Origin of the sequence: Citrobacter sp. Cc139, assembly GCF_030334645.1 — a bacterium.
Classification (GTDB): Bacteria; Pseudomonadota; Gammaproteobacteria; order Enterobacterales; family Enterobacteriaceae; genus Citrobacter; species Citrobacter werkmanii.
In genome coordinates this window covers 263931-285492 of sequence record NZ_JAOWDM010000076.1, presented here as the reverse complement: position 1 = coordinate 285492, position 21562 = coordinate 263931, and the positions used below count along the sequence as shown (strand labels likewise).

23 protein-coding genes are annotated in these 21562 nt (G+C 53.4%); 12 read left to right on the top strand and 11 right to left on the bottom strand.

Translation table 11 applies throughout. From position 1 onward, the window contains the following. Positions 1-67: 67 nt before the first annotated feature. From thpR to panD, 9 genes are all read left to right on the top strand, one after another. Positions 68-598: an RNA 2',3'-cyclic phosphodiesterase gene (thpR, locus tag OGV69_RS10935; protein ID WP_038637344.1), complete on the top strand. Its 531-nt coding sequence runs from the start codon at positions 68-70 to the stop codon at positions 596-598. A 15-nt stretch (positions 599-613) separates the two neighbouring features. After that, positions 614-1318: a DNA/RNA nuclease SfsA gene (gene sfsA, locus OGV69_RS10930; protein ID WP_038637342.1), complete on the top strand. Its 705-nt coding sequence runs from the start codon at positions 614-616 to the stop codon at positions 1316-1318. 177 nt (positions 1319-1495) lie between these two features. Further along, positions 1496-1951, top strand: coding sequence for an RNA polymerase-binding protein DksA (gene dksA / locus OGV69_RS10925; RefSeq protein WP_003018625.1), 456 nt, complete (start codon positions 1496-1498; stop codon positions 1949-1951). 70 nt (positions 1952-2021) lie between these two features. After that, on the top strand, positions 2022-2918 hold the full coding sequence (gene gluQRS, locus OGV69_RS10920) for a tRNA glutamyl-Q(34) synthetase GluQRS (RefSeq protein WP_286469237.1): 897 nt from the start codon (positions 2022-2024) through the stop codon (positions 2916-2918). A gap of 71 nt (positions 2919-2989) precedes the next feature. Further along, positions 2990-4384 carry a polynucleotide adenylyltransferase PcnB gene (pcnB, locus tag OGV69_RS10915; RefSeq protein ID WP_204354934.1) on the top strand — a complete coding sequence of 465 codons (1395 nt, stop codon included), beginning with the start codon at positions 2990-2992 and terminating at the stop codon, positions 4382-4384. Positions 4385-4494: 110 nt separating this feature from the next. Then, complete coding sequence (gene folK / locus OGV69_RS10910; RefSeq protein WP_069324035.1) at positions 4495-4986, top strand: 2-amino-4-hydroxy-6-hydroxymethyldihydropteridine diphosphokinase; 492 nt, start codon at positions 4495-4497, stop codon at positions 4984-4986. 120 nt (positions 4987-5106) lie between these two features. Then, positions 5107-5898, top strand: coding sequence for a 3-methyl-2-oxobutanoate hydroxymethyltransferase (gene panB, locus OGV69_RS10905; RefSeq protein ID WP_038637330.1), 792 nt, complete (start codon positions 5107-5109; stop codon positions 5896-5898). Positions 5899-5909: 11 nt separating this feature from the next. After that, complete coding sequence (gene panC / locus OGV69_RS10900; protein ID WP_069324036.1) at positions 5910-6764, top strand: pantoate--beta-alanine ligase; 855 nt, start codon at positions 5910-5912, stop codon at positions 6762-6764. Positions 6765-6858: 94 nt separating this feature from the next. Continuing rightward, complete coding sequence (gene panD, locus OGV69_RS10895) at positions 6859-7239, top strand: aspartate 1-decarboxylase (RefSeq protein WP_023178331.1); 381 nt, start codon at positions 6859-6861, stop codon at positions 7237-7239. A 6-nt stretch (positions 7240-7245) separates the two neighbouring features. Here the strand turns inward: panD and OGV69_RS10890 are convergent, their stop codons facing one another. The 4 genes from OGV69_RS10890 to OGV69_RS10875 form a co-directional block, all read right to left on the bottom strand. Next, on the bottom strand, positions 7246-8475 hold the full coding sequence (locus tag OGV69_RS10890) for a polysaccharide deacetylase family protein (protein ID WP_227408989.1): 1230 nt from the start codon (positions 8473-8475) through the stop codon (positions 7246-7248). Positions 8476-8541: 66 nt separating this feature from the next. Continuing rightward, a complete protein-coding gene (locus OGV69_RS10885) occupies positions 8542-8982 on the bottom strand; it encodes a PTS sugar transporter subunit IIA (protein ID WP_069324038.1) in 441 nt (146 codons plus the stop codon). A 103-nt stretch (positions 8983-9085) separates the two neighbouring features. Continuing rightward, positions 9086-9856, bottom strand: a complete 771-nt coding sequence (locus tag OGV69_RS10880) for an ABC transporter permease (protein ID WP_038637314.1) — start codon at positions 9854-9856, stop codon at positions 9086-9088. Continuing rightward, the gene (locus tag OGV69_RS10875; RefSeq protein ID WP_038637310.1) at positions 9853-10779 is read right to left on the bottom strand and encodes an ABC transporter ATP-binding protein; all 927 of its coding nucleotides are present in this window, start codon (positions 10777-10779) and stop codon (positions 9853-9855) included. Before OGV69_RS10875 ends, OGV69_RS10880 begins: the two co-directional genes overlap by 4 nt. 108 nt (positions 10780-10887) lie before the next feature. Between OGV69_RS10875 and can the strand changes: the two genes are divergently transcribed. Continuing rightward, complete coding sequence (gene can, locus OGV69_RS10870) at positions 10888-11550, top strand: carbonate dehydratase (protein WP_038637306.1); 663 nt, start codon at positions 10888-10890, stop codon at positions 11548-11550. 93 nt (positions 11551-11643) lie between these two features. On the opposite strand, the gene hpt is transcribed toward can, so the two are convergent. Then, positions 11644-12180, bottom strand: a complete 537-nt coding sequence (gene hpt, locus OGV69_RS10865) for a hypoxanthine phosphoribosyltransferase (protein ID WP_042312274.1) — start codon at positions 12178-12180, stop codon at positions 11644-11646. Between the two features lie 203 nt (positions 12181-12383). Between hpt and OGV69_RS10860 the strand changes: the two genes are divergently transcribed. Next, positions 12384-14774, top strand: coding sequence for a glucose/quinate/shikimate family membrane-bound PQQ-dependent dehydrogenase (locus OGV69_RS10860; protein ID WP_069324159.1), 2391 nt, complete (start codon positions 12384-12386; stop codon positions 14772-14774). Between the two features lie 85 nt (positions 14775-14859). On the opposite strand, the gene cueO is transcribed toward OGV69_RS10860, so the two are convergent. Continuing rightward, positions 14860-16470, bottom strand: a complete 1611-nt coding sequence (cueO, locus tag OGV69_RS10855) for a multicopper oxidase CueO (RefSeq protein WP_069324039.1) — start codon at positions 16468-16470, stop codon at positions 14860-14862. Between the two features lie 153 nt (positions 16471-16623). On the opposite strand from cueO, the gene OGV69_RS10850 reads away from it, so the two are divergent. Continuing rightward, a complete protein-coding gene (locus OGV69_RS10850; protein ID WP_003018667.1) occupies positions 16624-16971 on the top strand; it encodes a YacC family pilotin-like protein in 348 nt (115 codons plus the stop codon). 10 nt (positions 16972-16981) lie between these two features. Here OGV69_RS10850 and OGV69_RS10845 read toward each other — a convergent pair whose 3' ends face one another. The 5 genes from OGV69_RS10845 to yacL form a co-directional block, all read right to left on the bottom strand. Next, on the bottom strand, positions 16982-17749 hold the full coding sequence (locus tag OGV69_RS10845; RefSeq protein WP_038637298.1) for a DeoR/GlpR family DNA-binding transcription regulator: 768 nt from the start codon (positions 17747-17749) through the stop codon (positions 16982-16984). Between the two features lie 9 nt (positions 17750-17758). Next, a complete protein-coding gene (locus OGV69_RS10840; protein WP_077223888.1) occupies positions 17759-18742 on the bottom strand; it encodes a D-threonate 4-phosphate dehydrogenase in 984 nt (327 codons plus the stop codon). After that, positions 18732-20003, bottom strand: coding sequence for a D-threonate kinase (gene dtnK / locus OGV69_RS10835; protein WP_069324041.1), 1272 nt, complete (start codon positions 20001-20003; stop codon positions 18732-18734). Before dtnK ends, OGV69_RS10840 begins: the two co-directional genes overlap by 11 nt. Further along, positions 20000-20953 carry a 2-keto-3-deoxygluconate permease 1 gene (locus OGV69_RS10830; protein ID WP_069324042.1) on the bottom strand — a complete coding sequence of 318 codons (954 nt, stop codon included), beginning with the start codon at positions 20951-20953 and terminating at the stop codon, positions 20000-20002. Before OGV69_RS10830 ends, dtnK begins: the two co-directional genes overlap by 4 nt. A gap of 180 nt (positions 20954-21133) precedes the next feature. Further along, on the bottom strand, positions 21134-21496 hold the full coding sequence (gene yacL, locus OGV69_RS10825) for a protein YacL (protein WP_038637284.1): 363 nt from the start codon (positions 21494-21496) through the stop codon (positions 21134-21136). Positions 21497-21562 lie beyond the last annotated feature (66 nt).

Genomic DNA, 21562 nt, shown 5'->3' with positions numbered 1-21562 from the left:
CTCCAGAGGGTTAACATTCTTCGCGCTGCATTGTAGCATCGCGTTAATTCATAACCGAGTATCCATCATGTCTGAGCCAAAAAGGCTGTTCTTTGCGATTGAATTGCCTGCCGAGGTTCGGGAGCAGTTAATCCACTGGCGAGCCGCGCAGTTCCCTCCTGAAGCAGGCCGTCCCGTCGCCGCTGAGAATCTGCATCTGACATTGGCCTTTTTAGGCGATGTCAGCGCAGAGAAGCAACAGGCGTTGTCGCAGCTAGCCGGACGCATTCGCCAGCCCGGTTTTACGCTCAAACTGGATGATGCCGGGCAATGGCTGCGTTCGCGAGTAGTGTGGCTGGGGATGCGTCAGCCGCCGCGCGGACTGTTACAACTGGCGAATATGCTGCGGGCGCAGGCCTCACGCAGCGGGTGCTATCAAAGCCCGCAGCCGTTTCACCCGCATATCACGCTGCTGCGCGATGCCGGACACGCGGTTCCCATTCCGCCCCCCGGCTTTGGCTGGTCGTTCCCGGTCACCGGGTTTGCGCTCTATTCCTCCACATTCACGCGGGGGCGTACGCGTTACACGCAGTTGCAACGCTGGATGCTGACTGAATAATCAAAGGGACTGTTCATGCAATTTTCTCCACCTTTACAACCCGCTACGCTCATCCAGCGCTACAAGCGCTTTTTAGCGGATGTGATCACACCGGATGGCACAACGTTAACGTTACACTGCCCAAATACCGGCGCGATGACCGGATGCGCAACGCCTGGTGATACCGTCTGGTATTCGACATCAGAAAATACCAAACGAAAATATCCGCATACCTGGGAATTAACGCAAACGCAATCCGGGGCATTTATTTGTGTTAATACGCTGTGGGCGAACAGATTAGCGAAAGAGGCGATTCAGCAGTCGCTAATTTCAGAAGTTTCAGGCTATAGCATATTGAAAAGTGAAGTAAAATACGGCGCTGAAGGGAGTCGTATAGACTTTTTGTTACAGGCGGATTCCCGACCTGACTGCTATATTGAAGTGAAATCAGTCACGTTGGCGGAAAAAGATCAGGGTTATTTTCCCGATGCCATCACTGAACGAGGTCAGAAACATCTTCGGGAATTGATGAGCGTAGCGGCTGAAGGTAAGCGGGCGGTGATATTTTTCGCAGTGCTACATTCAGCCATTACACGGTTTTCACCCGCGCGCCATATTGATACGAAATATGCGCAATTATTGGTCGAAGCTCGGCAAAAGGGGGTCGAAATTCTGGTTTATAAAGCGGAACTTTCTGCCCATGGTATGACTCTTAAAGAGCCGTTGCCCATTACCTTGTAATGGTGTAAACATCTGGTTAATTAATATTCTGGGCGCGTGTGCAAATACGCTTTTCCTCACAGGGTTGTCAAGTGTTACGTTTAGATAATTGCTATCCGGAAAAGCATCTGCTATTTATAGCGACCTGATTTTTCCCCCGAACATGGGGATCGATAGTGCGTGTTAAGGAGAAGCAACATGCAAGAAGGGCAAAACCGTAAAACATCGTCCCTGAGTATTCTCGCCATCGCTGGGGTGGAGCCGTACCAGGAGAAACCGGGCGAAGAGTATATGAACGAAGCCCAGCTGTCGCACTTCAGGCGTATTCTTGAGGCATGGCGTAATCAACTTAGGGATGAAGTCGATCGCACCGTATCTCATATGCAAGACGAAGCGGCTAACTTCCCTGATCCGGTGGACCGCGCCGCGCAGGAAGAAGAATTCAGCCTTGAGCTGCGTAACCGTGACCGTGAGCGCAAACTGATCAAAAAGATCGAGAAGACGCTGAAGAAGGTAGAAGACGAAGATTTCGGCTACTGCGAATCATGCGGCGTAGAAATTGGTATTCGCCGTCTGGAAGCGCGTCCGACAGCCGATCTGTGTATCGACTGCAAAACGCTGGCAGAAATCCGCGAAAAACAAATGGCAGGTTAATTCCGGTCATTTTTACCACGTTTACTACAGGCGGGAGTTTCTCCCGCCTTATTATTTGTTAGTCCGCAAAATGAGCGATTCACACTATATTGGCCGCTTCGCCCCCTCCCCTTCCGGCGAACTGCACTTCGGTTCACTCATTGCCGCCCTCGGGAGCTACCTGCAGGCCCGTGCCCGGCGCGGCATCTGGCGAGTACGTATTGAAGACATTGCCCCCCCTCGTGAAGTTCCCGGTGCTGCAGAGACGATTCTGCGTCAGCTGGAACATTACGGCCTGCACTGGGATGGCGAAATTTTATGGCAATCCCAGCGTCATGAAGCCTACCGAGAGGCGCTTAGCTGGCTGCATCAGCAGGATCTGAGCTATTACTGCACCTGTACGCGGGCGCGTATTCAAAGCGTCGGCGGTATTTACGACGGCCACTGCCGTGAGTTACGCCTCGGGCCAGAGCAGGCGGCTGTCCGCATCAAGCAACGCCGCCCCGTGCTGCAGTTTACTGACCGGCTACGCGGTGTAATTCAGGCTGACCCGCAACTTGCTGGCGAAGATTTTATTATTCACCGCCGCGACGGGCTGTTTGCCTATAACCTCGCGGTAGTGGTAGATGACCATTTCCAGGGCGTGACGGAAATTGTGCGCGGCGCCGATCTCATAGAACCGACGGTGCGGCAAATTTCGTTGTATCAGCAGTTTGGCTGGCAGGCGCCAGACTATATTCATCTGCCGCTGGCGCTTAACGAACAAGGCGCTAAACTTTCCAAACAAAATCATGCACCTGCCCTGCCGCAAGGCGATCCACGTCCGGTGATTATTGCCGCGCTGCGCTTTCTCGGCCAGCGTGCGGATATCGCGTGGCAGGAAATGCAGGTCGATCAGATCCTTCAGTTTGCCGTCAAAAACTGGAGTCTGACAACGGTGCCAGAATCAGCGATCGTAAATACGCCATTCTCAAATGCGCCACGCTGAGCTATGATTAGCCGCTATTTTTACACAGCAACACTTGTTCTGATTGAAGTTTGACACTACCGAGGTGCACTATTTTTACCCGAGTCGCTAATTTTTGCCGCAAGGTGCTAAGCCGCGAGGAGCGCGAGGCCGAGCTTGCCGTCGCCCGTCCACATATGACGGTAATCCCGCGTGAGCAGCACTCAATCTCCCGCAAAGATATCAGTGAAAATGCCCTGAAGGTAATGTACAGGCTCAATAAGGCCGGATACGAGGCATGGCTGGTTGGCGGGGGCGTGCGCGATCTTTTGCTGGGCAAAAAGCCAAAAGATTTTGATGTCACCACTAACGCAACGCCGGATCAGGTGCGAAAACTGTTTCGCAACTGTCGTCTGGTCGGTCGCCGTTTCCGCCTTGCGCATGTGATGTTTGGCCCGGAAATTATCGAAGTGGCGACCTTTCGCGGCCATCATGAAGGCAGCGACGCCGATCGCACCACGTCGCAACGCGGGCAAAACGGTATGCTGCTGCGCGATAACATCTTTGGCTCCATTGAAGAAGATGCCCAGCGTCGCGATTTCACGATCAACAGCCTGTATTACAGCGTGGCCGATTTCACCGTGCGTGATTACGTCGGTGGCATGCAGGATCTCGAAGAAGGCATCATTCGCCTGATCGGTAATCCGGAAACGCGCTATCGCGAAGATCCCGTACGTATGCTGCGCGCCGTGCGCTTTGCCGCCAAGCTCGACATGCGTATCAGCCCGGAAACCGCAGAGCCGATCCCGCGTCTGGCAACGCTGTTGAACGACATTCCTCCCGCACGCCTGTTTGAAGAAGCGCTTAAGTTGTTACAGGCGGGCTATGGGTATGAAACCTATAAAAAACTGCGTGAGTACAGCCTGTTCCAGCCGCTGTTCCCAACCATTACGCGCTACTTCACCGAAGACGGTGACAGCCCGATGGAACGCATTATCGCCCAGGTGCTGAAGAATACCGATAACCGCATTAACAATGATATGCGCGTTAACCCGGCGTTCTTGTTCGCCGCCATGTTCTGGTATCCGTTACTGGAAGCCGCGCAGAAAATCGCGCAAGAAAGCGGCCTGGCCTATTACGACGCTTTCGCACTGGCAATGAATGACGTACTCGACGAAGCCTGTCGCTCGCTGGCAATCCCGAAACGATTAACCTCGCTGACCCGCGATATCTGGCAGTTGCAGTTACGCATGTCCCGTCGTCAGGGCAAACGCGCCTGGAAGCTGATGGAACATCCGAAGTTCCGCGCCGCCTACGATCTGCTGGCCCTGCGTGCAGAAGTGGAAAACAACGCCGAGCTGCAGCGTCTGGCTCAATGGTGGGGTGAATTCCAGGTTTCAGCGCCGCCGGAGCAAAAAGGCATGCTGAACGAGCTGGATGAAGAGCCTGAACGTCGTCGTCATCGTCGCCCACGTAAACGCGCGCCACGCCGCGAGGGCTCCGCGTGACCAATCGCGAATACCCAATGGATTTCGGGTTGCATCAAGGCGGCGACACAGCGAACTCCCGGGAGCGTACATCAGTACGTGACTGGGATGAGCGAGGAAAGCCAACACAGATGCAGCTTGAAAGACGACGGGTATATATCGCTATTGGCAGCAACCTCGCCTCCCCGCTGGAACAGGTGAATGCTGCCGTACAGGCGATCGGTGAAATTCCCGACAGCCGTATTGTGGCCGTCTCTTCATTTTACCGCACACCGCCATTAGGCCCACAGGATCAGCCCGATTACCTGAACGCCGCCGTGGCGCTGGATACCGCTCTCGCCCCAGAAGAATTGCTTAACCATACCCAGCGCATTGAGCTGCAGCAGGGGCGTGTGCGCAAGGCCGAACGCTGGGGTCCGCGTACGCTGGATCTCGACATTATGCTGTTTGGCAATGAAGTGATTAACACCGACCGTCTGACCGTGCCGCACTACGACATGAAAAACCGGGGCTTTATGCTGTGGCCGCTGTTTGAGATCGCCCCTGATCTGATCTTTCCGGATGGTATCAGCTTGCATCAGCATCTCACCGATCTTGGTGCGGCAAAACCCGCCCACTGGTAAAACATAGCCTCCCCTTTAGCGTTTACTGCTTTAGCGCCAAACGATTGCTTAAATCAATTGCCCCCCTGAATGTGACTGTTAGAATGCCGGTAAATATGACTTTCATCATCAGGAAATGTTATGAAACCGACCACCATTTCGCTGTTACAGAAATGCAAACAGGAAAAGAAACGCTTCGCCACCATTACCGCGTACGATTACAGCTTCGCCAAATTATTCGCCGATGAAGGCATCAACGTGATGCTGGTGGGCGACTCACTGGGCATGACAATTCAGGGGCACGACTCCACCCTGCCGGTCACCGTGGAAGATATCGCCTACCACACCCGCGCCGTTCGCCGTGGCGCGCCGAACTGCCTGCTGCTCTCCGACCTGCCGTTTATGGCTTATGCCACGCCGGAACAGACGTTTGAAAACGCGGCCATCGTGATGCGTGCGGGGGCCAATATGGTCAAGATTGAAGGCGGCGCATGGTTGGTTGATACGGTGAAAATGCTCACCGAACGCGCCGTCCCGGTTTGTGGTCATCTGGGGCTGACGCCGCAATCGGTGAATATCTTCGGCGGCTATAAAATTCAGGGCCGCGGCGACGCCGGGCAGGTACTGCTGGATGACGCGCTGGCCTTAGAAGCGGCAGGCGCTCAACTGTTGGTGCTGGAATGCGTGCCGGTTGAACTGGCGAAGCGCGTTACTGAAGCGCTGTCGATTCCTGTGATCGGCATCGGCGCGGGCAACGTCACCGATGGTCAGATCCTGGTAATGCACGATGCGTTTGGCATCACCGGCGGTCATATTCCAAAATTCGCGAAAAATTTCCTTGCCGAAGCGGGCGACATGCGCGCCGCCGTACGGCAGTATATGGCAGAAGTGGAGTCCGGCGTTTATCCGGGCGAAGAACACAGTTTCCATTAAGGAGTCCAGGTGTGTTAATTATCGAAACCCTGCCGCTGCTGCGTCAGCATATCCGTCGTCTGCGCCAGGAAGGCAAACGCGTCGCATTGGTTCCCTCTATGGGCAATCTGCACGACGGCCATATGAAACTGGTTGATGAGGCAAAAGCCCGGGCTGATGTGGTCATCGTCAGCATTTTCGTCAATCCGATGCAATTCGACAGACCGGAAGATTTGGTGCGCTATCCGCGCACGCTGCAGGAAGACTGCGAAAAACTGAACAAGCGCAAAGTCGATTATGTCTTTGCTCCAGCCGTTGAGGAAATCTACCCGCAGGGGCTGGAAGGCCAGACGTACGTTGATGTTCCCGGCCTCTCTACCATGCTGGAAGGCGCCAGCCGTCCGGGCCACTTCCGCGGCGTCTCAACTATCGTCAGCAAGCTGTTCAACCTGATCCAGCCGGATATCGCCTGCTTTGGCGAGAAGGATTTCCAGCAACTGGCGCTGATTCGCAAAATGGTCGCCGATCTGGGCTACGACATTGAGATAGTCGGCGTGCCGATTATCCGCGCCAAAGATGGTCTGGCGCTCAGCTCGCGTAACGGGTATCTGACGGCAGAGCAGCGTAAAATCGCCCCGGGATTATACAAAGTGATGAGCGGCATCGGCGAAAAGTTACAGGCCGGTGAGCGTGACCTGGACGAGATGATTGCCATTGCAGCGCAAGAACTGAATGAAAAAGGCTTCCGCGCCGACGATATTCAGATCCGCGATGCCGACACGCTGCTTGAACTCACCGAAAACAGCAAACGTGCGGTCATTCTGGTCGCCGCATGGCTGGGACAGGCGCGTTTGATCGATAATCAAAGCGTTATATTAGCCCAGTAGACAGGGGTTAAAAATCGGGCAATACTGCCTGAGAATTTCCAAAGCAGGCTACAAGCGCCTGCTTAGCCAAGATAAACGACAGGGTATAGAAGTTATGATTCGCACCATGCTGCAAGGCAAGCTCCACCGCGTAAAAGTCACGCAGGCGGACCTGCACTACGAAGGTTCCTGTGCCATTGACCAGGATTTCCTCGATGCCTCCGGTATTCTGGAAAACGAAGCGATTGATATCTGGAACGTGACCAATGGGAAACGTTTCTCAACCTATGCGATTGCGGCTGAACGCGGCTCCAAAATCATCTCGGTGAACGGTGCGGCGGCGCATTGCGCTGAAGTTGGCGACATTGTGATTATCGCCAGCTTCGTCACCATGTCTGATGAAGAAGCCCGGACATGGCGGCCGAAAGTGGCCTACTTTGAAGGCGACAACGAAATGAAGCGCACCGCGAAAGCTATTCCGGTCCAGGTTGCCTGATAGTCCTTACCCCTGCGGCTGATTGACGATCAGCCGCGACATCGTTTCCAGCGAATCCGTGCGTAAAATATACAGCCTTTTGAGCAGCATCGGATTATCGCCCGGCTTCACCTTCCCTCTCACCGTAGTTACCGCCATGTGAAATCCCGCATCGCCCGCCGCTTTTACCGCCGTGGCGTTATAACCGCCAAACGGATATGAAAGGTACAGGACGTGAGGATTGAACTGGGACAGCGCCCGACGCGAACGGGCAAAATCGAACAGAATGTTGTGATAGTTGCGGCTCAGCAGGATCGGCCGATGATGAGCGTCCACGCGATGTAAAAAATGGGTATGCGACTGGAAGTCAAACACATCCCTGATCCCATTCAGTTCAGAGACGCTCATAAACTGTAGCGATTTCGGATCCCACTTCTGCGGATGGCGCTTAATGCGTGACGAGATGATAAACGCCGTCGCCTTCATGCCGTTCTGTTTCAACACCGGATAAGCATAACGACTCACCGACTTCAGACCATCGTCGAAAGTCAGCACCACCGCCCGCGCCGGGAGGTTCATATTGTTGCGTACATAGCCTTCCAGTTGATACATCGTCAGCGTCGTGTAGCCGCGATCGTGTAGCCAGGCCATCTGGTTGCTAAAAGCGCGTACGGAGGTTGTGGTGGAGGTGTGACGAAAGCGGGTATTCTCTTCATCACGCAGAATATGATGATAGGTTAACACCGGGATGCCGTTGTCTTCCTGCGCATCCAGAGCACTGATATAGGCCAGTCTGCCACCAATGCGGATCTGGTACCACGTCTGGTTGAGTCGGTCTTTAAGCTTACTGATTATGGGATAGCGCAGATTATCCGCCAGCACGCCAAACGGGGCGCTACCGACATCCGGGGCATTATAAACCGGAGTATCTTTCCAGGTAATCAGGCTTTGGTTGCTGAGGGGTTTATTGAGATCGCCCAAACCATCGTCAACTTTCTGCCGCCCCTGAACAGGCTCCAGATGCCCCTTATCAATAAACCCGGTACCAAAGCCAAAGGTGAATTCGTAATAGTCAGCCGCTATCGGCTCTACGGCAAGGAGCTGCCCGGCGCGAACATTCCCCACCGTCACCATTTTGTCACCTATCTGCGCCCACACGGCAGCCGCTTCGGTAGTTTGCATGTAGCGAGCAGGCAAAGCCGCAGCTACGCTGCCAGAAGACAGGAGCAACAAAATAAGCACAACGCGCATAACCATATGAGATAACCGAACCGAGGCGAGAAACCTCGGCTATTGTAGCAAAAGCGCCATCAATACCAACGATTAATACTCGTACAAATCATGCTTCAACACAAAGGGGGGATTTTTTTGTTGTTGATGCCAGAGGCTTGAGACCTCCGGCCCGCCAAGCGCAACAATGCAATCGCGAAACGCAGAGCTGCTCATTGATTCCCGCGACGAAAGCATTCGCTCAAGCAATGAATAGCTGATACCTGAAATCACTTCACACTGGGGGTGTTTGTGGCTCATTAACGAGGCCACGCGGTACGGTGCGGCCCCCGCGGTATCCGTCAGGAAGATCACGCCCTCGCCTGAGTCAGTAGCATGCAGAGCGTGGCACATCATGCGGCTCAGCATATTTGAGCTGAGCCCACGCCAAAAACTTACCGCCTGGCATTGGGCCAACGGGCCGTGCTTCTGCTCCAGACGATGCAGCATATCCTGTGCCTTATCGTCATGACAGGTAATTACCCAACCTAACATTGCCTTCCTCCTTAGCAGGCAAGTAGTTTATCAATGTGATAAATCCATAATGGTGATAAGCGTCAAAAGTCTTCCTCTCCCGAGCAGAGAGAGGAAGAAAGAATTAACTGCGCAAACCGCGTCCACGCTGGATCAGGTACCAGCACAGCAAATAAAACACCGCGATGAACACCACCAGCACGCCAAACGTGGTGACCAGCGGAACATCATGGATACCCAGGAAGCCGTAGCGGAATCCGCTGATCATGTAGACAATTGGGTTCAGGTGCGACAGCCCCTGCCAGAACGGCGGCAGCAGCGTTAACGAATAGAATACGCCCCCCAGATAGGTCAGCGGTGTTAGTACGAAGGTTGGGATCAGGCTGATATCGTCAAAGGTTTTGGCGAAGACTGCATTCAGTAAGCCCGCCAGCGAGAACAGAATCGCGGTCAGCACCAATGTGAGCGCCACAAACACCCACGAATGTACCTGGAACGGCACAAAGAACAGCGACACCGCGGTAACCAGAATGCCCACGCACAGCCCGCGCGCCACGCCGCCGCCGACAAAACCAGCGATAATGACGTGCGTCGGTACCGGAGCGACCAGCAGTTCTTCAATATTGCGTTGAAACTTGGCGCTAAAGAATGACGATGCCACGTTAGCGTACGAGTTGGTGATTACAGCCATCATAATCAGCCCCGGCACAATAAACTGCATGTAGCTAAAACCATGCATTTCGCCGATACGCGAGCCAATCAAATTACCAAAAATAATAAAATAGAGCGTCATGGTGATGACGGGAGGAACCAAAGTCTGGACCCAGATACGCATAAAGCGGTGGATCTCTTTCGCCCAGATGCTTTTCAGCGCAACCCAATACAGCTGCATCATGCGCGATCTCCTTGTTTTTCATGCACCAGAGAAACAAACAGTTCTTCCAGTCGGTTCGCTTTGTTACGCATACTCAATACCTGAATACCCTGGGCGCTCAGTTGTGAGAACACGCTGTTAACCCCTTGCTCACGCAGAACTTCCACTTCCAGCGTCGAGGTATCAACCAGACGATACTGATACCCTTCCAGTTTTGGCAGCGGACTTTTCGGCGCCAGATCGAGAATAAAGGTTTCGGATTTCAGTTTAGAGAGCAGGCTCTTCATGGAGGTATTTTCCACCAGCTCGCCGTGCTGAATAATACCGATATTGCGACACAGCATTTCCGCTTCTTCGAGATAGTGGGTGGTCAGAATAATCGTGGTGCCTTTGTCGTTTAAATCTTTTAAAAAGCCCCACATTGAACGACGTAGCTCAATGTCGACGCCCGCCGTCGGTTCGTCGAGAATCAACAGCTTTGGCTCATGCATCAGCGCACGAGCGATCATCAGACGACGTTTCATCCCGCCGGAAAGCATACGCGCACGTTCGTTACGCTTTTCCCACAAGTCGAGCTGTTTTAGATATATTTCGCTACGCTTAACGGCTTCTTTATGCTCAACGCCGTAGTAACCTGCCTGGTTGACCACGATCTGCTGCACGGTTTCAAACGGGTTAAAGTTAAACTCCTGCGGCACAAGACCAAGCTGACGTTTAGCGTTAACCGTATCTTTATCGAGATCGTATCCGAAGACGCTTACCCGTCCGGAAGTTTTATTCACCAGCGAACTGATAATGCCGATGGTGGTGGATTTACCTGCGCCATTCGGTCCCAAAAGCGCATAAAAATCACCCGCTTCGACTTGCAAATCTATGCCGCGTAGCGCCTGCACGCCACCGGGATAGGTTTTCTTAAGTTCTTGAAGTTCCAGAGCAATGGTCATGGTTTTTTACTTACCTTACGTTCTGACATTTCATATATAGTTTAATTAATGCTGGAGTTACCCTATATTAGCCCATCGAATTTATCTGGTTTCGGGTCGTACAACTCCATGAAAGACATAGATACACTCATCAGCAACAATGCACTATGGTCAAAGATGCTGGTAGAAGAGGATCCCGGATTTTTTGAAACGCTGACACATGCGCAGAATCCACGTTTTCTATGGATTGGATGTTCCGATAGCCGCGTTCCCGCTGAACGATTGACCGGTCTGGAACCGGGCGAATTATTCGTCCACCGTAATGTTGCCAATCTGGTTATTCACACCGACCTGAACTGCCTCTCAGTGGTTCAGTATGCGGTGGATGTGCTGGAAGTGGAACATATTATTATTTGCGGCCACTACGGATGCGGCGGCGTCCAGGCGGCTATTGAAAATAAAGAACAGGGGCTGATTGATAACTGGTTACTGCATATTCGCGATATCTGGTTTAAACACAGCTCACTGCTGGGCGAAATGCCGCAGGAACGCCGCATGGACACTCTGTGCGAACTGAATGTCATGGAGCAGGTCTATAACCTGGGTCATTCAACGATTATGCGATCCGCCTGGAAGCGCGGTCAGAAAGTCACGATTCACGGCTGGGCCTACGGTATTCATGATGGCCTGCTGCGCGATCTCGACGTCACCGCCACCAGCCGCGAAACGCTGGAGCAGCGCTATCGCCAGGGCTTATCTAACCTCAGCCAGAAACACTGCAACCATAAATAATGTGACATTGCCGGGAGGCGGCTATGCCTTACCCGGCCTACAAACCTGCGCCGTAGGCCTGATAAGCGAAGCGCCATCAGGCACTCCAGCCAATTACTCGTCCAGCAGCACTACTTTGCCAACGTACGGCAGATGGCGATAACGCTGAGCATAGTCAATGCCGTAGCCGACCACAAACTCATCTGGAATAGAGAATCCGATAAACTCAACCGGCACATCCACTTCACGACGGGAAGGTTTATCCAGCAGCGTACAGATAGCCAGGGATTTCGGCTCGCGCAGGCTCAGAATCTCACGCACTTTAGACAGCGTGTTGCCGGAGTCGATGATGTCTTCAACAATCAGCACGTCTTTGCCACGAATGTCTTCATCCAGGTCTTTCAGGATTTTAACATCACGCGTGGTAGACATTCCGCTGCCATAACTGGATGCAGTCATGAAATCGACTTCGTGGGAGACATGCACTTCACGGCACAGGTCCGCCATAAACATAAATGAGCCGCGTAACAGACCAACCAGCACCATATCGCTGCCGCTGTCCTTATAACGTTCGTTAATCTGACGTCCCAGTTCAGCAATACGCGCTTTGATCTCCGCTTCCGGGATCATGACTTCAACAGTATGTTTCATATCTCTAACCATATGATTTAAAAACAAATCACTCAATGCTTACTTTTAATAAGCGAGCATCTAAGCGCAAGGCACGCAGTATACCAGCAAAAGCATTCATCCGCGGCATCTGTTGATAAAGTTCATTGTGTGACAATCATCACGCGTTTTAACTCCTATAATTAACTGCTATTAAAGAAATAACCCCTGTGATGGTATTTTTTATGGCAAATAACAACGTACGATCCCAACGACTTATCGTGACACTGAGTGCTCTGTTCGCCGCACTTTGTGGACTCTATCTCCTGATTGGCGGAGGCTGGCTGGTCGCCATCGGTGGCTCCTGGTATTACCCTATTGCGGGTCTGGCCATGCTCGGCGTGGCCTTCCTGCTATGGCGTAGTCAACGCTCCGCGCTTTGGCTGTATGCCGTCCTGCTTCTCGCCACTATGATTTGGGGCGTATGGGAAGTCGGGTTTGATTTCTGGGCATTAACACCGCGTAGCGATATCCTGGTCTTCTTCGGTATCTGGCTGATTCTGCCGTTCGTCTGGCGCCATCTGATCGTACCTTCCAGCGGGGCGGTAACAGCGCTGGTCGTCGCACTACTGATTAGCGGCGGGATCCTGACCTGGGCGGGTTTCAACGATCCCCAGGAAATACACGGCACGCTGAGCGCGGATACCACCCCGGCCGAAGCAATTTCACCGGTGGCCGACGAGGACTGGCCCGCTTACGGGCGCAATCAGGAAGGTCAACGCTACTCACCGTTAAAACAAATTAACGCCGACAACGTACATCAATTGAAAGAAGCCTGGGTATTTCGTACCGGTGATTTAAAACAGCCGAACGATCCGGGTGAAATCACCAATGAAGTCACGCCGATCAAAGTTGGTGATACGCTCTATCTGTGTACCGCCCACCAGCGTCTGTTTGCACTTGATGCGGCGAGCGGTAAAGAGAAGTGGCATTTCGATCCGCAACTCAATACCAACACCTCTTTCCAGCACGTGACCTGTCGCGGCGTTTCTTATCATGAAGCACGGGCCGATAACGCCAGCCCGGAAGTGGTTGCTGACTGTCCGCGCCGCATCATCCTGCCGGTGAACGATGGCCGTCTGTTTGCCCTGAACGCGGAAACCGGTAAGCTGTGCGCAACCTTCGCCAATAAAGGCATCCTTAACTTACAGACCAACATGCCGGATACCACGCCGGGTCTGTATGAGCCGACGTCGCCGCCCATCATTACTGATAAAACCATCGTGATTGCCGGGTCGGTGACCGATAACTTCTCCACCCGCGAAACCTCCGGCGTTATCCGTGGTTTCGATGTGAATACCGGTAAGCTGCTGTGGGCGTTCGACCCAGGCGCCAAAGATCCCAATTTCATCCCGTCAGATGAACATACGTTCACCTTTAACTCACCAAACTCCTGGGCCCCTGCGGCCTACGACGCGAAGCTGGATCTGGTGTATCTGCCGATGGGCGTCACCACTCCGGACATCTGGGGCGGTAACCGCACGCCGGAACAGGAACGTTATGCCAGCGCCATCCTGGCGTTAAATGCCACGACCGGGAAATTGGCCTGGAGCTATCAAACCGTTCATCACGATCTATGGGATATGGACTTACCGGCGCAGCCGACGCTGGCGGATATCACCGTTAAAGGGCAGAAAGTCCCGGTCATTTACGCCCCGGCGAAAACCGGTAACATCTTCGTGCTCGACCGCCGTAATGGTGAACTGGTGGTACCTGCCCCGGAAAAACCGGTGCCGCAAGGCGCAGCCAAAGGTGATTACGTCAGCAAAACCCAGCCGTTCTCCGATCTCACCTTCCGTCCGCAGAAAGATTTGAGCGGTGCGGATATGTGGGGCGCCACCATATTCGACCAGTTGGTGTGTCGTGTGATGTTCCACCAACTGCGTTATGAGGGCATCTTCACCCCGCCTTCGGAGCAAGGTACGCTGGTGTTCCCCGGCAACCTGGGGATGTTTGAATGGGGCGGCATCTCCGTTGATCCCAACCGTCAGGTCGCGATTGCTAACCCGATGGCGCTGCCGTTTGTGTCGAAGCTAATCCCACGCGGCCCTGGCAATCCGATGGAGCCGCCGAAAGATGCCAAAGGCACCGGCACAGAATCAGGGATTCAGCCGCAGTACGGCGTGCCGTTTGGCGTCACGCTGAATCCGTTCCTGTCGCCATTTGGCCTGCCGTGTAAGCAGCCAGCCTGGGGCTACATCTCCGCCGTGGATCTGAAGACCAATGAAGTAGTGTGGAAAAAACGTATTGGCACACCGCAGGACAGCATGCCGTTCCCAATGCCGATTCAGGTGCCGTTCAATATGGGAATGCCAATGCTGGGGGGGCCTATTTCCACCGCCGGTAACGTGCTGTTCATTGCCGCGACCGCCGACAACTATCTGCGCGCCTACAACATGAGTAACGGTGAGAAATTGTGGCAAGGTCGTCTACCGGCAGGTGGACAGGCGACACCGATGACCTATGAAGTGAATGGCAAACAGTATGTGGTGATCTCCGCCGGAGGCCACGGCTCATTTGGCACGAAGATGGGCGATTATATCGTGGCGTACGCGTTGCCGGACGAGGCTAAATAACTGAAAAGCCCGGTGGCGCTATGCTTACCGGGCCTACGGATGCGACATACAGGCCGGGTAAGGCGAAGCCGCCACCCGGCTTTTTTTATACCGTGAATCCGAGCATCATGCCGGTATCTTCATGCTCTAACAAATGGCAATGCGCCATATAGGCATGCTCTTTCGGCGCGTCATGGTCAAACTTCACCAGCACCTCGCTGACGCCGCCTTCTACCCGTACCGTGTCCTTCCATCCCGCGCGGTGCGCGGCAGGCGCGTTGCCATTCTCAGACAAAATGCGGAACTGGGTGCCGTGAATATGGAACGGATGCAGCATCATGTCGCCCTGACCGGAAATCACCCAGCGCTCATGCTGCCCTTTCGCCGCAGCGAACATCGGTTTATTCATATCAAACGCCAGACCGTTAATCCGGTTAGCATTATGGAAATCAAATGATCCCGCCTGCTTCATGTTGCCATGCTGCATATTCCCCATGTTGCCATGGTTCATATTGCCATGATTCATCTTCCCGTGGCCCATATTGTCATTATTCATATGGTCCATCATCTTCCCATGATCCATACCCGCCATCGCCTGACCGCCGTACTTCTTCATCAGCATTTGCATGCCCATCATGTCGAGCATCGGATCCATAGACAGCTGTAGTTTGCGCACCGTCAGGCCATCCAGTGACGGTAGCGACGGCATGGATGTCAGCGAATCCGGCAGCGTTGCGGAAGCGGTAATCAACAGCGGTTGAATGCGCATCACCGGGTGCGGCTTATCAAATGGCGCAACCGCCATACCCATCTGGCTCACAGGCAGGGTAAGTAGATTGAAAGCTTTACCGTCGCTCACATCCACCAGCACTTCAAAGCGCTCGCCCATCAGCATGGGAAGTTCAGTGACTTTGACCGGTTCAGCCAACAGTCCACCATCGCTGGCAATAACGTACAGAGGACGATTGTCGCTGGCGGCAATATTCAGCGAGCGAGCGTTACACCCGTTCAGCAGGCGCAAACGCAGCCAACCGCGCGGCGCGGCATGCTGAGGATAAATCGCGCCGTTGGTCAGCAGCGTATCGCCAAACCAGCCGACGGCAGCGGTCATCATGTCCAGTTGATAGTTGATCTGTCCATCGGCGGAAAACTGCTTATCCTGAATAATCACCGGCACATCATCTATGCCCCACTGCTTCGGCAGTAGTAGTTTGTGGATCTCTTCATCTTCAATCAGCACCAGTCCGGCCAGCCCCATCGCCACCTGACGACCGGTTTTGCCATGCTGATGCGGGTGGAACCAACAGGTTGCTGCCCGTTGCTCCGGTGTGAAAGTGACTGAGCGTTTCCCGCCTGCCGGGATAATACCTTGCGGCCCACCGTCAACTTCACCAGGAATTTCCAGTCCGTGCCAGTGCAACGTCGTCTCTTCGGCAAGCTGGTTGTGGATATCCACCGTCACCGATTGCCCTTTATTCAGCTTTAGCGCCGGTCCGAGCAAATTGCCGTTATATCCCCACGTCGTGGCGGTTTTACCTGCAAAGCTCGACTGCCCGACTTGTGCAATCAACTGAATGCGATTAGAAGCATCGGCGGTTAACAGGTCTGGAATGGGCAATGCCGGACGGTCGGCGGCAAATACGCTACGGCTCCACAGAGGTAATGCTGACGCGACGCCCAGCGCCACGGAGTACTTTAAAAAGTCACGACGTTGCATAATCACTTCCTTATATTCAGCAGCTTAAGCAGGCTATCTTTTAAGCATAAGCCTTCCCCTTACGGGAAGGTCAAGTAAACGGCTAATAATAAAGGTCGTCGCTTCGCTCGCAGTGTGCTAACGTTTAAATTCCGTGATGCAGTGGTAGAAGCAATGAAGACGTTTTTCAGAACAGTTTTGTTCGGCAGCCTGATGGCCGTATGCGCAAATAGCTACGCGCTGAGCGAGTCCGAAGCCGAAGATATGGCCGATTTAACGGCAGTTTTTGTTTTTCTGAAAAATGACTGTGGATACCAGAATTTGCCAAATGGGCAGATCCGTCGCGCACTGGTCTTTTTTGCCCAGCAAAACCAGTGGGACCTGAGTAATTACGACACCTTCAACATGAAGGCGCTGGGTGAGGACAGCTATCGCGATCTCAGCGGTATCGGCATCCCAACGGCAAAAAAATGCAAAGCGCTGGCGCGTGATTCCCTGAGCCTGTTGGCTTACGTTAAATAATCCACCGCCGTTACTCTGGCTGTACCAGCGTCAGGGCCACGGATTGCGCTTTTAATTCAGCCTTTGCGCCTTGCGGTAAATTCACATCGGTAACAATATCAGTAAAGCGGCTAAGCGGCGCGACGTTAAATAACGAATGCGCGCCATACTTACTGCTATCCGCCAGTAATACCTTCCGTTGCGCATTGGCGATAATTTCTTGCTTCAGTCCCGCTTTGTCTTCCGTTGGCGTGGTCACACCCTTGTCCATGCTCCAGGTGTTACAGCTCATAAAGGCGATATCGGGATAGACGCTACGCAACATTTTCCGTCCAAACTCACCAATGCAGGACTGACTGCTGTCATCAATGCGCCCACCAACAATCGTCACTTCTATCTGGCGGAATTCTGACAAAAACAGGGCAATATGCAGATCAACAGTAATGACGCGCAGCGGCAAATGGGTCAGACATTTTGCCAGCTCCAGCATTGTGGTACCGGCATCAAGCACCACGGCATCGCCAGCATGCACCATTGAGGCGGCAAAACGCGCAATCGCCCGTTTCTCAGCGGGCGATCGCAGTTGCTTTTCATTGGTAGTCGGCTGCGCCGCTTCAAAACGTCGCAGGGCAACACCGCCGTGGCTACGGCTGATCACGCCCTGTTCATCCAGCTTGATGAGGTCGCGTCTGATTGTTGCTGGAGAGGCGTCAACCGCCTCAACCAGTTGCTCCACGGTAACCAGCGTATGATTTTTCAAATACGCCACAATCTTATCCAGACGGTGTTGGCCTTTCATAACAGTAAATTACGCCAGTTGCATTGCCAGTTTGATCGATACGGCCATGCTCTCAGATTTTGCTTTTCCCGTCCAGGCGATATCAAATGCCGTACCGTGATCGGCTGAGGTACGAATAAACGGCAAACCTGCTGTGATATTTACCCCATCATAAAAACCAAGCAACTTAAGCGGGATATGACCCTGATCGTGATACATCGCCACCACCATGTCGTACTGGCCTTCATAAGCCTGCAAAAAAACAGTATCCGGCGGGCACGGTCCGTATACATTCATCCCCTTCGCTTTCATATTCTCAATCGCAGGCCCGACAATGCGGATTTCCTCATCACCAAACAGGCCATTCTCACCGGCATGTGGATTCACCCCCGCGACGGCAATACGCGGATGCGCAAAACCGACGCGCTTCAGGAAGGTATCTGCAATGCCAATCACCGTTTCAACACGTTGCCCATTGAGCGTATCGAGAAATTTGCGCAAAGCAATATGCGTGGAAACATGGATGACTTTCAGCTTGTCGGTGTAGAGCACCATGGCGTAATCACGACTTTCCGTCAACGTTGCCAGTAGTTCCGTATGTCCGGGATAATTGTGTCCGCCAAGATGTAATGCTTCTTTATTCAACGGCGCGGTCGCAATAGCATGCACATCGCCCTTCATCGCCAGTTCCGTCGCCCGTTTTACACAGCGATAGGCCAGATCGCCTGCCTGCGCCTGCACTGTTCCCGGGACCAGTTCGTCGGGTTGCGCCAACGGTTCATCAATCACATGAATCGTACCCGGTTCGAATCGGGCATCAGCAACCTTTTCGATTGCGCGGAATGTCACCCCTTCAGCCAGCCCCTGGGTCTGTAATCGCTGCAGAGTTTGCAGGCACCCAACCACCACCAGCGGGGCGCCATTAAGGTCATCTTCACGCAGTGCTTTAACAATAATTTCCGGACCAATCCCCGCCGGATCTCCCATCGTAATCGCAATAGTTTTAGTTACCACGGTACATCTCCTCAATAAAATAAAGCGCATCACAAAGGGTCGTGTCGGAACCGAATCCACCCGCTTTGGTGATCACTGGCAAGTCATCAATCTCGCTGTTTACAAATGTTCCACACGGAATACAGGGGGCAACCTCACTTTGAATGCGATACCCTTCTGCCCCCAGCGCACTGGCGACCGCCGTAGCAATATCGCCTCCGGTCAGGAACAAACCGCCGATACGCGCCCGCTCAATAATCCGCAATGTTATCTCTCCAAGACGCCGACTCAGCAGCTCTCCCAACTGTTGCCGGCTCATCCCCAGGTTGGCGCACAGCGAGTCGATCATATTCCGGTCTTCTGCACGCCGACTGGTACGCAAGATCGTGTGCTGTTGCTGGCTCAACTGCGCGCAAGCCTGTTCAACAACAGAGGCCATTTCCTGCTCAAATGACGATGCAGACAATCGTGCAGCATCGATTTCAACCACCGTTGCCCGGCCCTGGCACAACGCTTTTTCCACCTGACGTCGCGTTGCTTCGCTCATTGAGCCCGCCACAACCAGCACCGGTAATGCCTGCTTTTCTTGCATAAACGTTCCGGCAGGTAAGGCATTGGCAAGCCCTGCCGCCCCAACCAATAACGGCATCTGTTTTTGTTCGCAAACAGCGTGTGCGATTAGCGACAGATCTCGCTCTTCCACTGCATCCACAACCACCATGCATTCGCCTTCTGTCGCAAAAGCGCGAAGCAGCGCACTTAAGCTTCCCCGACGCACATCCGATAGCGACACCTCATGTACCGGGATATCGCTTTGCAACGCGATCAGCTCAGCAATACGAGAAGAGTGAATGGGCGTTTTTGGATCGCTGGCAAATTCCGTCTCTAACAGCGGCACGCCATGTACCAGACATAATCCATCCTGCGTGGTACGCCCGGCAGCAGGGATCGCTGCCGCAATCACGGCCAGCGTCCGACCAGCAGCACGCATCGCTGAGGTGACTTCGGCCCCGACATTGCCCCGGAAAGTAGAGTCGATTTTTTTGTATACCAGCGGTGTTACTTCTTCTTCACACCATGGCGCTAACGCCTGTTGTACAGCTGCAGCGGCCTGCATTGCAGGCATCGCCCGACTTTCGGTGTTGATGACCAGAACATCGGCGCGACGAGAGGGTTTCTGCGCAGGTGTGAGCATGACCTCCGTACGTGCGCCTTTTTTCGCCAACTGTACGCCGGTATCGTTAGACCCCGTAAAATCATCGGCGATAACGATCATTTTCATGCTTTGTTCTCCTGAACTGCCTGGCGCGCCTGCTTTTTCGCCACCCACGACGTAAGAATTGGCGTCAGAATAGCGGTCGTGATGACTGATGCTGCGATCAACGGCGCAGCCGCAGCAGCAACCTCTGCCAGCGATGGATCGGCTTGTGCTATCGCCAACGGCGTCGCTACCGCGTTCCCTGCAGTACTGGATGCAGCAGCGCCAGCAATACCACTCCCTCCGACGAGACGGTCGGCGCGAATGTTAAAGAAGCCGCCAACAAAGGTGGTCAGCACCCCCAACAGAATGCCCGCCAGACCGCCCTGCAGCAGCATTTCCAGGTTAATACCGGCCCCAAGCGCAAAGGCAAAGAAAGGAATGAGCAACGGACCGCCTTTGGTCAGGAAGTCACGCATATTGGCATCGAGGTTACCGAGGATCATACCTACCACCAGCGGTACCAAAACCGCCACCAGCGCCATGACAGGAATATTTGCCATACCCGCCGCGCCCAATGCGATCATGGTAAAGAAAGGCCCATCATTCAGCGACAAGATAGAGATCGCACCGACATCACGTTCGTTGCCAAACTCCCCCACCAGCGCCGCATAAAGCCCGCCATTGGAGTTACTCATTGCCGCAATAATGGCGACACCGCTTAAGCCAAAGATACCTTCCGCGCCAAACAGATGTTCAACCCCGAGACCAATCGCGATGGCGACAAGTAATTTTGTCAGCGTAATCGTACCGCCTTGTAACAAAGCTTGTGGCGCCGCCTTTACGCTAATCCCTGCGCCCATGCAGAGCAGGAACGCGCCGATTAGGGGAGCTGCGCCATTTTTAAATAAAGCAGTGGTGAATCCACCAATCTGCAACGCCTGCGGGGCAAAAGTGTTGATAATGGCACCGATAACCAACGGCACAACCATCATGCCGCCGGGTACACGTTCTATTGCCTTCTTGATGTTCATGGTCTTCCCGCCTGTTGTTATGTTGTGATTAAATAAAATCATAACGATTATATTCAATCAAAATAAAAGCGCAAACGCGGCAGATCACAGTTTAATAATGATCAATAAAAATCAAATAATCATTTTTGTGAAAAAAAAGCCGGGTTCGTCTCACCCGGCTTGATTGATATCTGAAATTTCTCAGGATTGATGGACAAATTCACGGTACGCCGCGACCACTTGCAGAAAATCCTCTACGCCGCAGAGCGAAAAGCTCTCTTCGTCGTAGTAGCTCATCCCCTCTTCCATTTCATCGCCTGAGAACTCAAGCTGATTGGCGCGAATCATCACCTCTTCGCCATCCAGCCAGAGCGTGTATTCATGCCCTGCTCGCTGCCAGGAGCGCTCACTGCCCTTAACCGCACGCGCCGCCTGTTCCACTTCATCAAGTAAGGCCAGGTTCTCTTTCACTTCTTCATTAAACCAGTGCCCCACCACCTCGTGGCCCATGGACATACGCACTTTTACCACTCCGGTAATATCGCGCAGAAATTCGTAATCCATAATGTCTTCCTCTGCTCCCGGCAATGCGCCAATACCGCATTGCGCCTTGCTGTAATTATCGCAGCA

What these genes read in the sequence shown, in the direction of transcription:
- thpR (WP_038637344.1), top strand. Translation starts at nt 68, where the DNA reads ATGTCTGAGCCAAAAAGGCTGTTCTTTGCGATTGAATTGCCTGCCGAG.
- sfsA (WP_038637342.1), top strand. Translation starts at nt 614, where the DNA reads ATGCAATTTTCTCCACCTTTACAACCCGCTACGCTCATCCAGCGCTAC.
- dksA (WP_003018625.1), top strand. Translation starts at nt 1,496, where the DNA reads ATGCAAGAAGGGCAAAACCGTAAAACATCGTCCCTGAGTATTCTCGCC.
- gluQRS (WP_286469237.1), top strand. Translation starts at nt 2,022, where the DNA reads ATGAGCGATTCACACTATATTGGCCGCTTCGCCCCCTCCCCTTCCGGC.
- folK (WP_069324035.1), top strand. Translation starts at nt 4,495, where the DNA reads ATGCAGCTTGAAAGACGACGGGTATATATCGCTATTGGCAGCAACCTC.
- panB (WP_038637330.1), top strand. Translation starts at nt 5,107, where the DNA reads ATGAAACCGACCACCATTTCGCTGTTACAGAAATGCAAACAGGAAAAG.
- panD (WP_023178331.1), top strand. Translation starts at nt 6,859, where the DNA reads ATGATTCGCACCATGCTGCAAGGCAAGCTCCACCGCGTAAAAGTCACG.
- OGV69_RS10890 (WP_227408989.1), bottom strand. Translation starts at nt 8,475, where the DNA reads ATGGTTATGCGCGTTGTGCTTATTTTGTTGCTCCTGTCTTCTGGCAGC.
- OGV69_RS10885 (WP_069324038.1), bottom strand. Translation starts at nt 8,982, where the DNA reads ATGTTAGGTTGGGTAATTACCTGTCATGACGATAAGGCACAGGATATG.
- OGV69_RS10880 (WP_038637314.1), bottom strand. Translation starts at nt 9,856, where the DNA reads ATGATGCAGCTGTATTGGGTTGCGCTGAAAAGCATCTGGGCGAAAGAG.
- OGV69_RS10875 (WP_038637310.1), bottom strand. Translation starts at nt 10,779, where the DNA reads ATGACCATTGCTCTGGAACTTCAAGAACTTAAGAAAACCTATCCCGGT.
- can (WP_038637306.1), top strand. Translation starts at nt 10,888, where the DNA reads ATGAAAGACATAGATACACTCATCAGCAACAATGCACTATGGTCAAAG.
- hpt (WP_042312274.1), bottom strand. Translation starts at nt 12,180, where the DNA reads ATGAAACATACTGTTGAAGTCATGATCCCGGAAGCGGAGATCAAAGCG.
- OGV69_RS10860 (WP_069324159.1), top strand. Translation starts at nt 12,384, where the DNA reads ATGGCAAATAACAACGTACGATCCCAACGACTTATCGTGACACTGAGT.
- cueO (WP_069324039.1), bottom strand. Translation starts at nt 16,470, where the DNA reads ATGCAACGTCGTGACTTTTTAAAGTACTCCGTGGCGCTGGGCGTCGCG.
- OGV69_RS10850 (WP_003018667.1), top strand. Translation starts at nt 16,624, where the DNA reads ATGAAGACGTTTTTCAGAACAGTTTTGTTCGGCAGCCTGATGGCCGTA.
- OGV69_RS10845 (WP_038637298.1), bottom strand. Translation starts at nt 17,749, where the DNA reads ATGAAAGGCCAACACCGTCTGGATAAGATTGTGGCGTATTTGAAAAAT.
- dtnK (WP_069324041.1), bottom strand. Translation starts at nt 20,003, where the DNA reads ATGAAAATGATCGTTATCGCCGATGATTTTACGGGGTCTAACGATACC.
- OGV69_RS10830 (WP_069324042.1), bottom strand. Translation starts at nt 20,953, where the DNA reads ATGAACATCAAGAAGGCAATAGAACGTGTACCCGGCGGCATGATGGTT.
- yacL (WP_038637284.1), bottom strand. Translation starts at nt 21,496, where the DNA reads ATGGATTACGAATTTCTGCGCGATATTACCGGAGTGGTAAAAGTGCGT.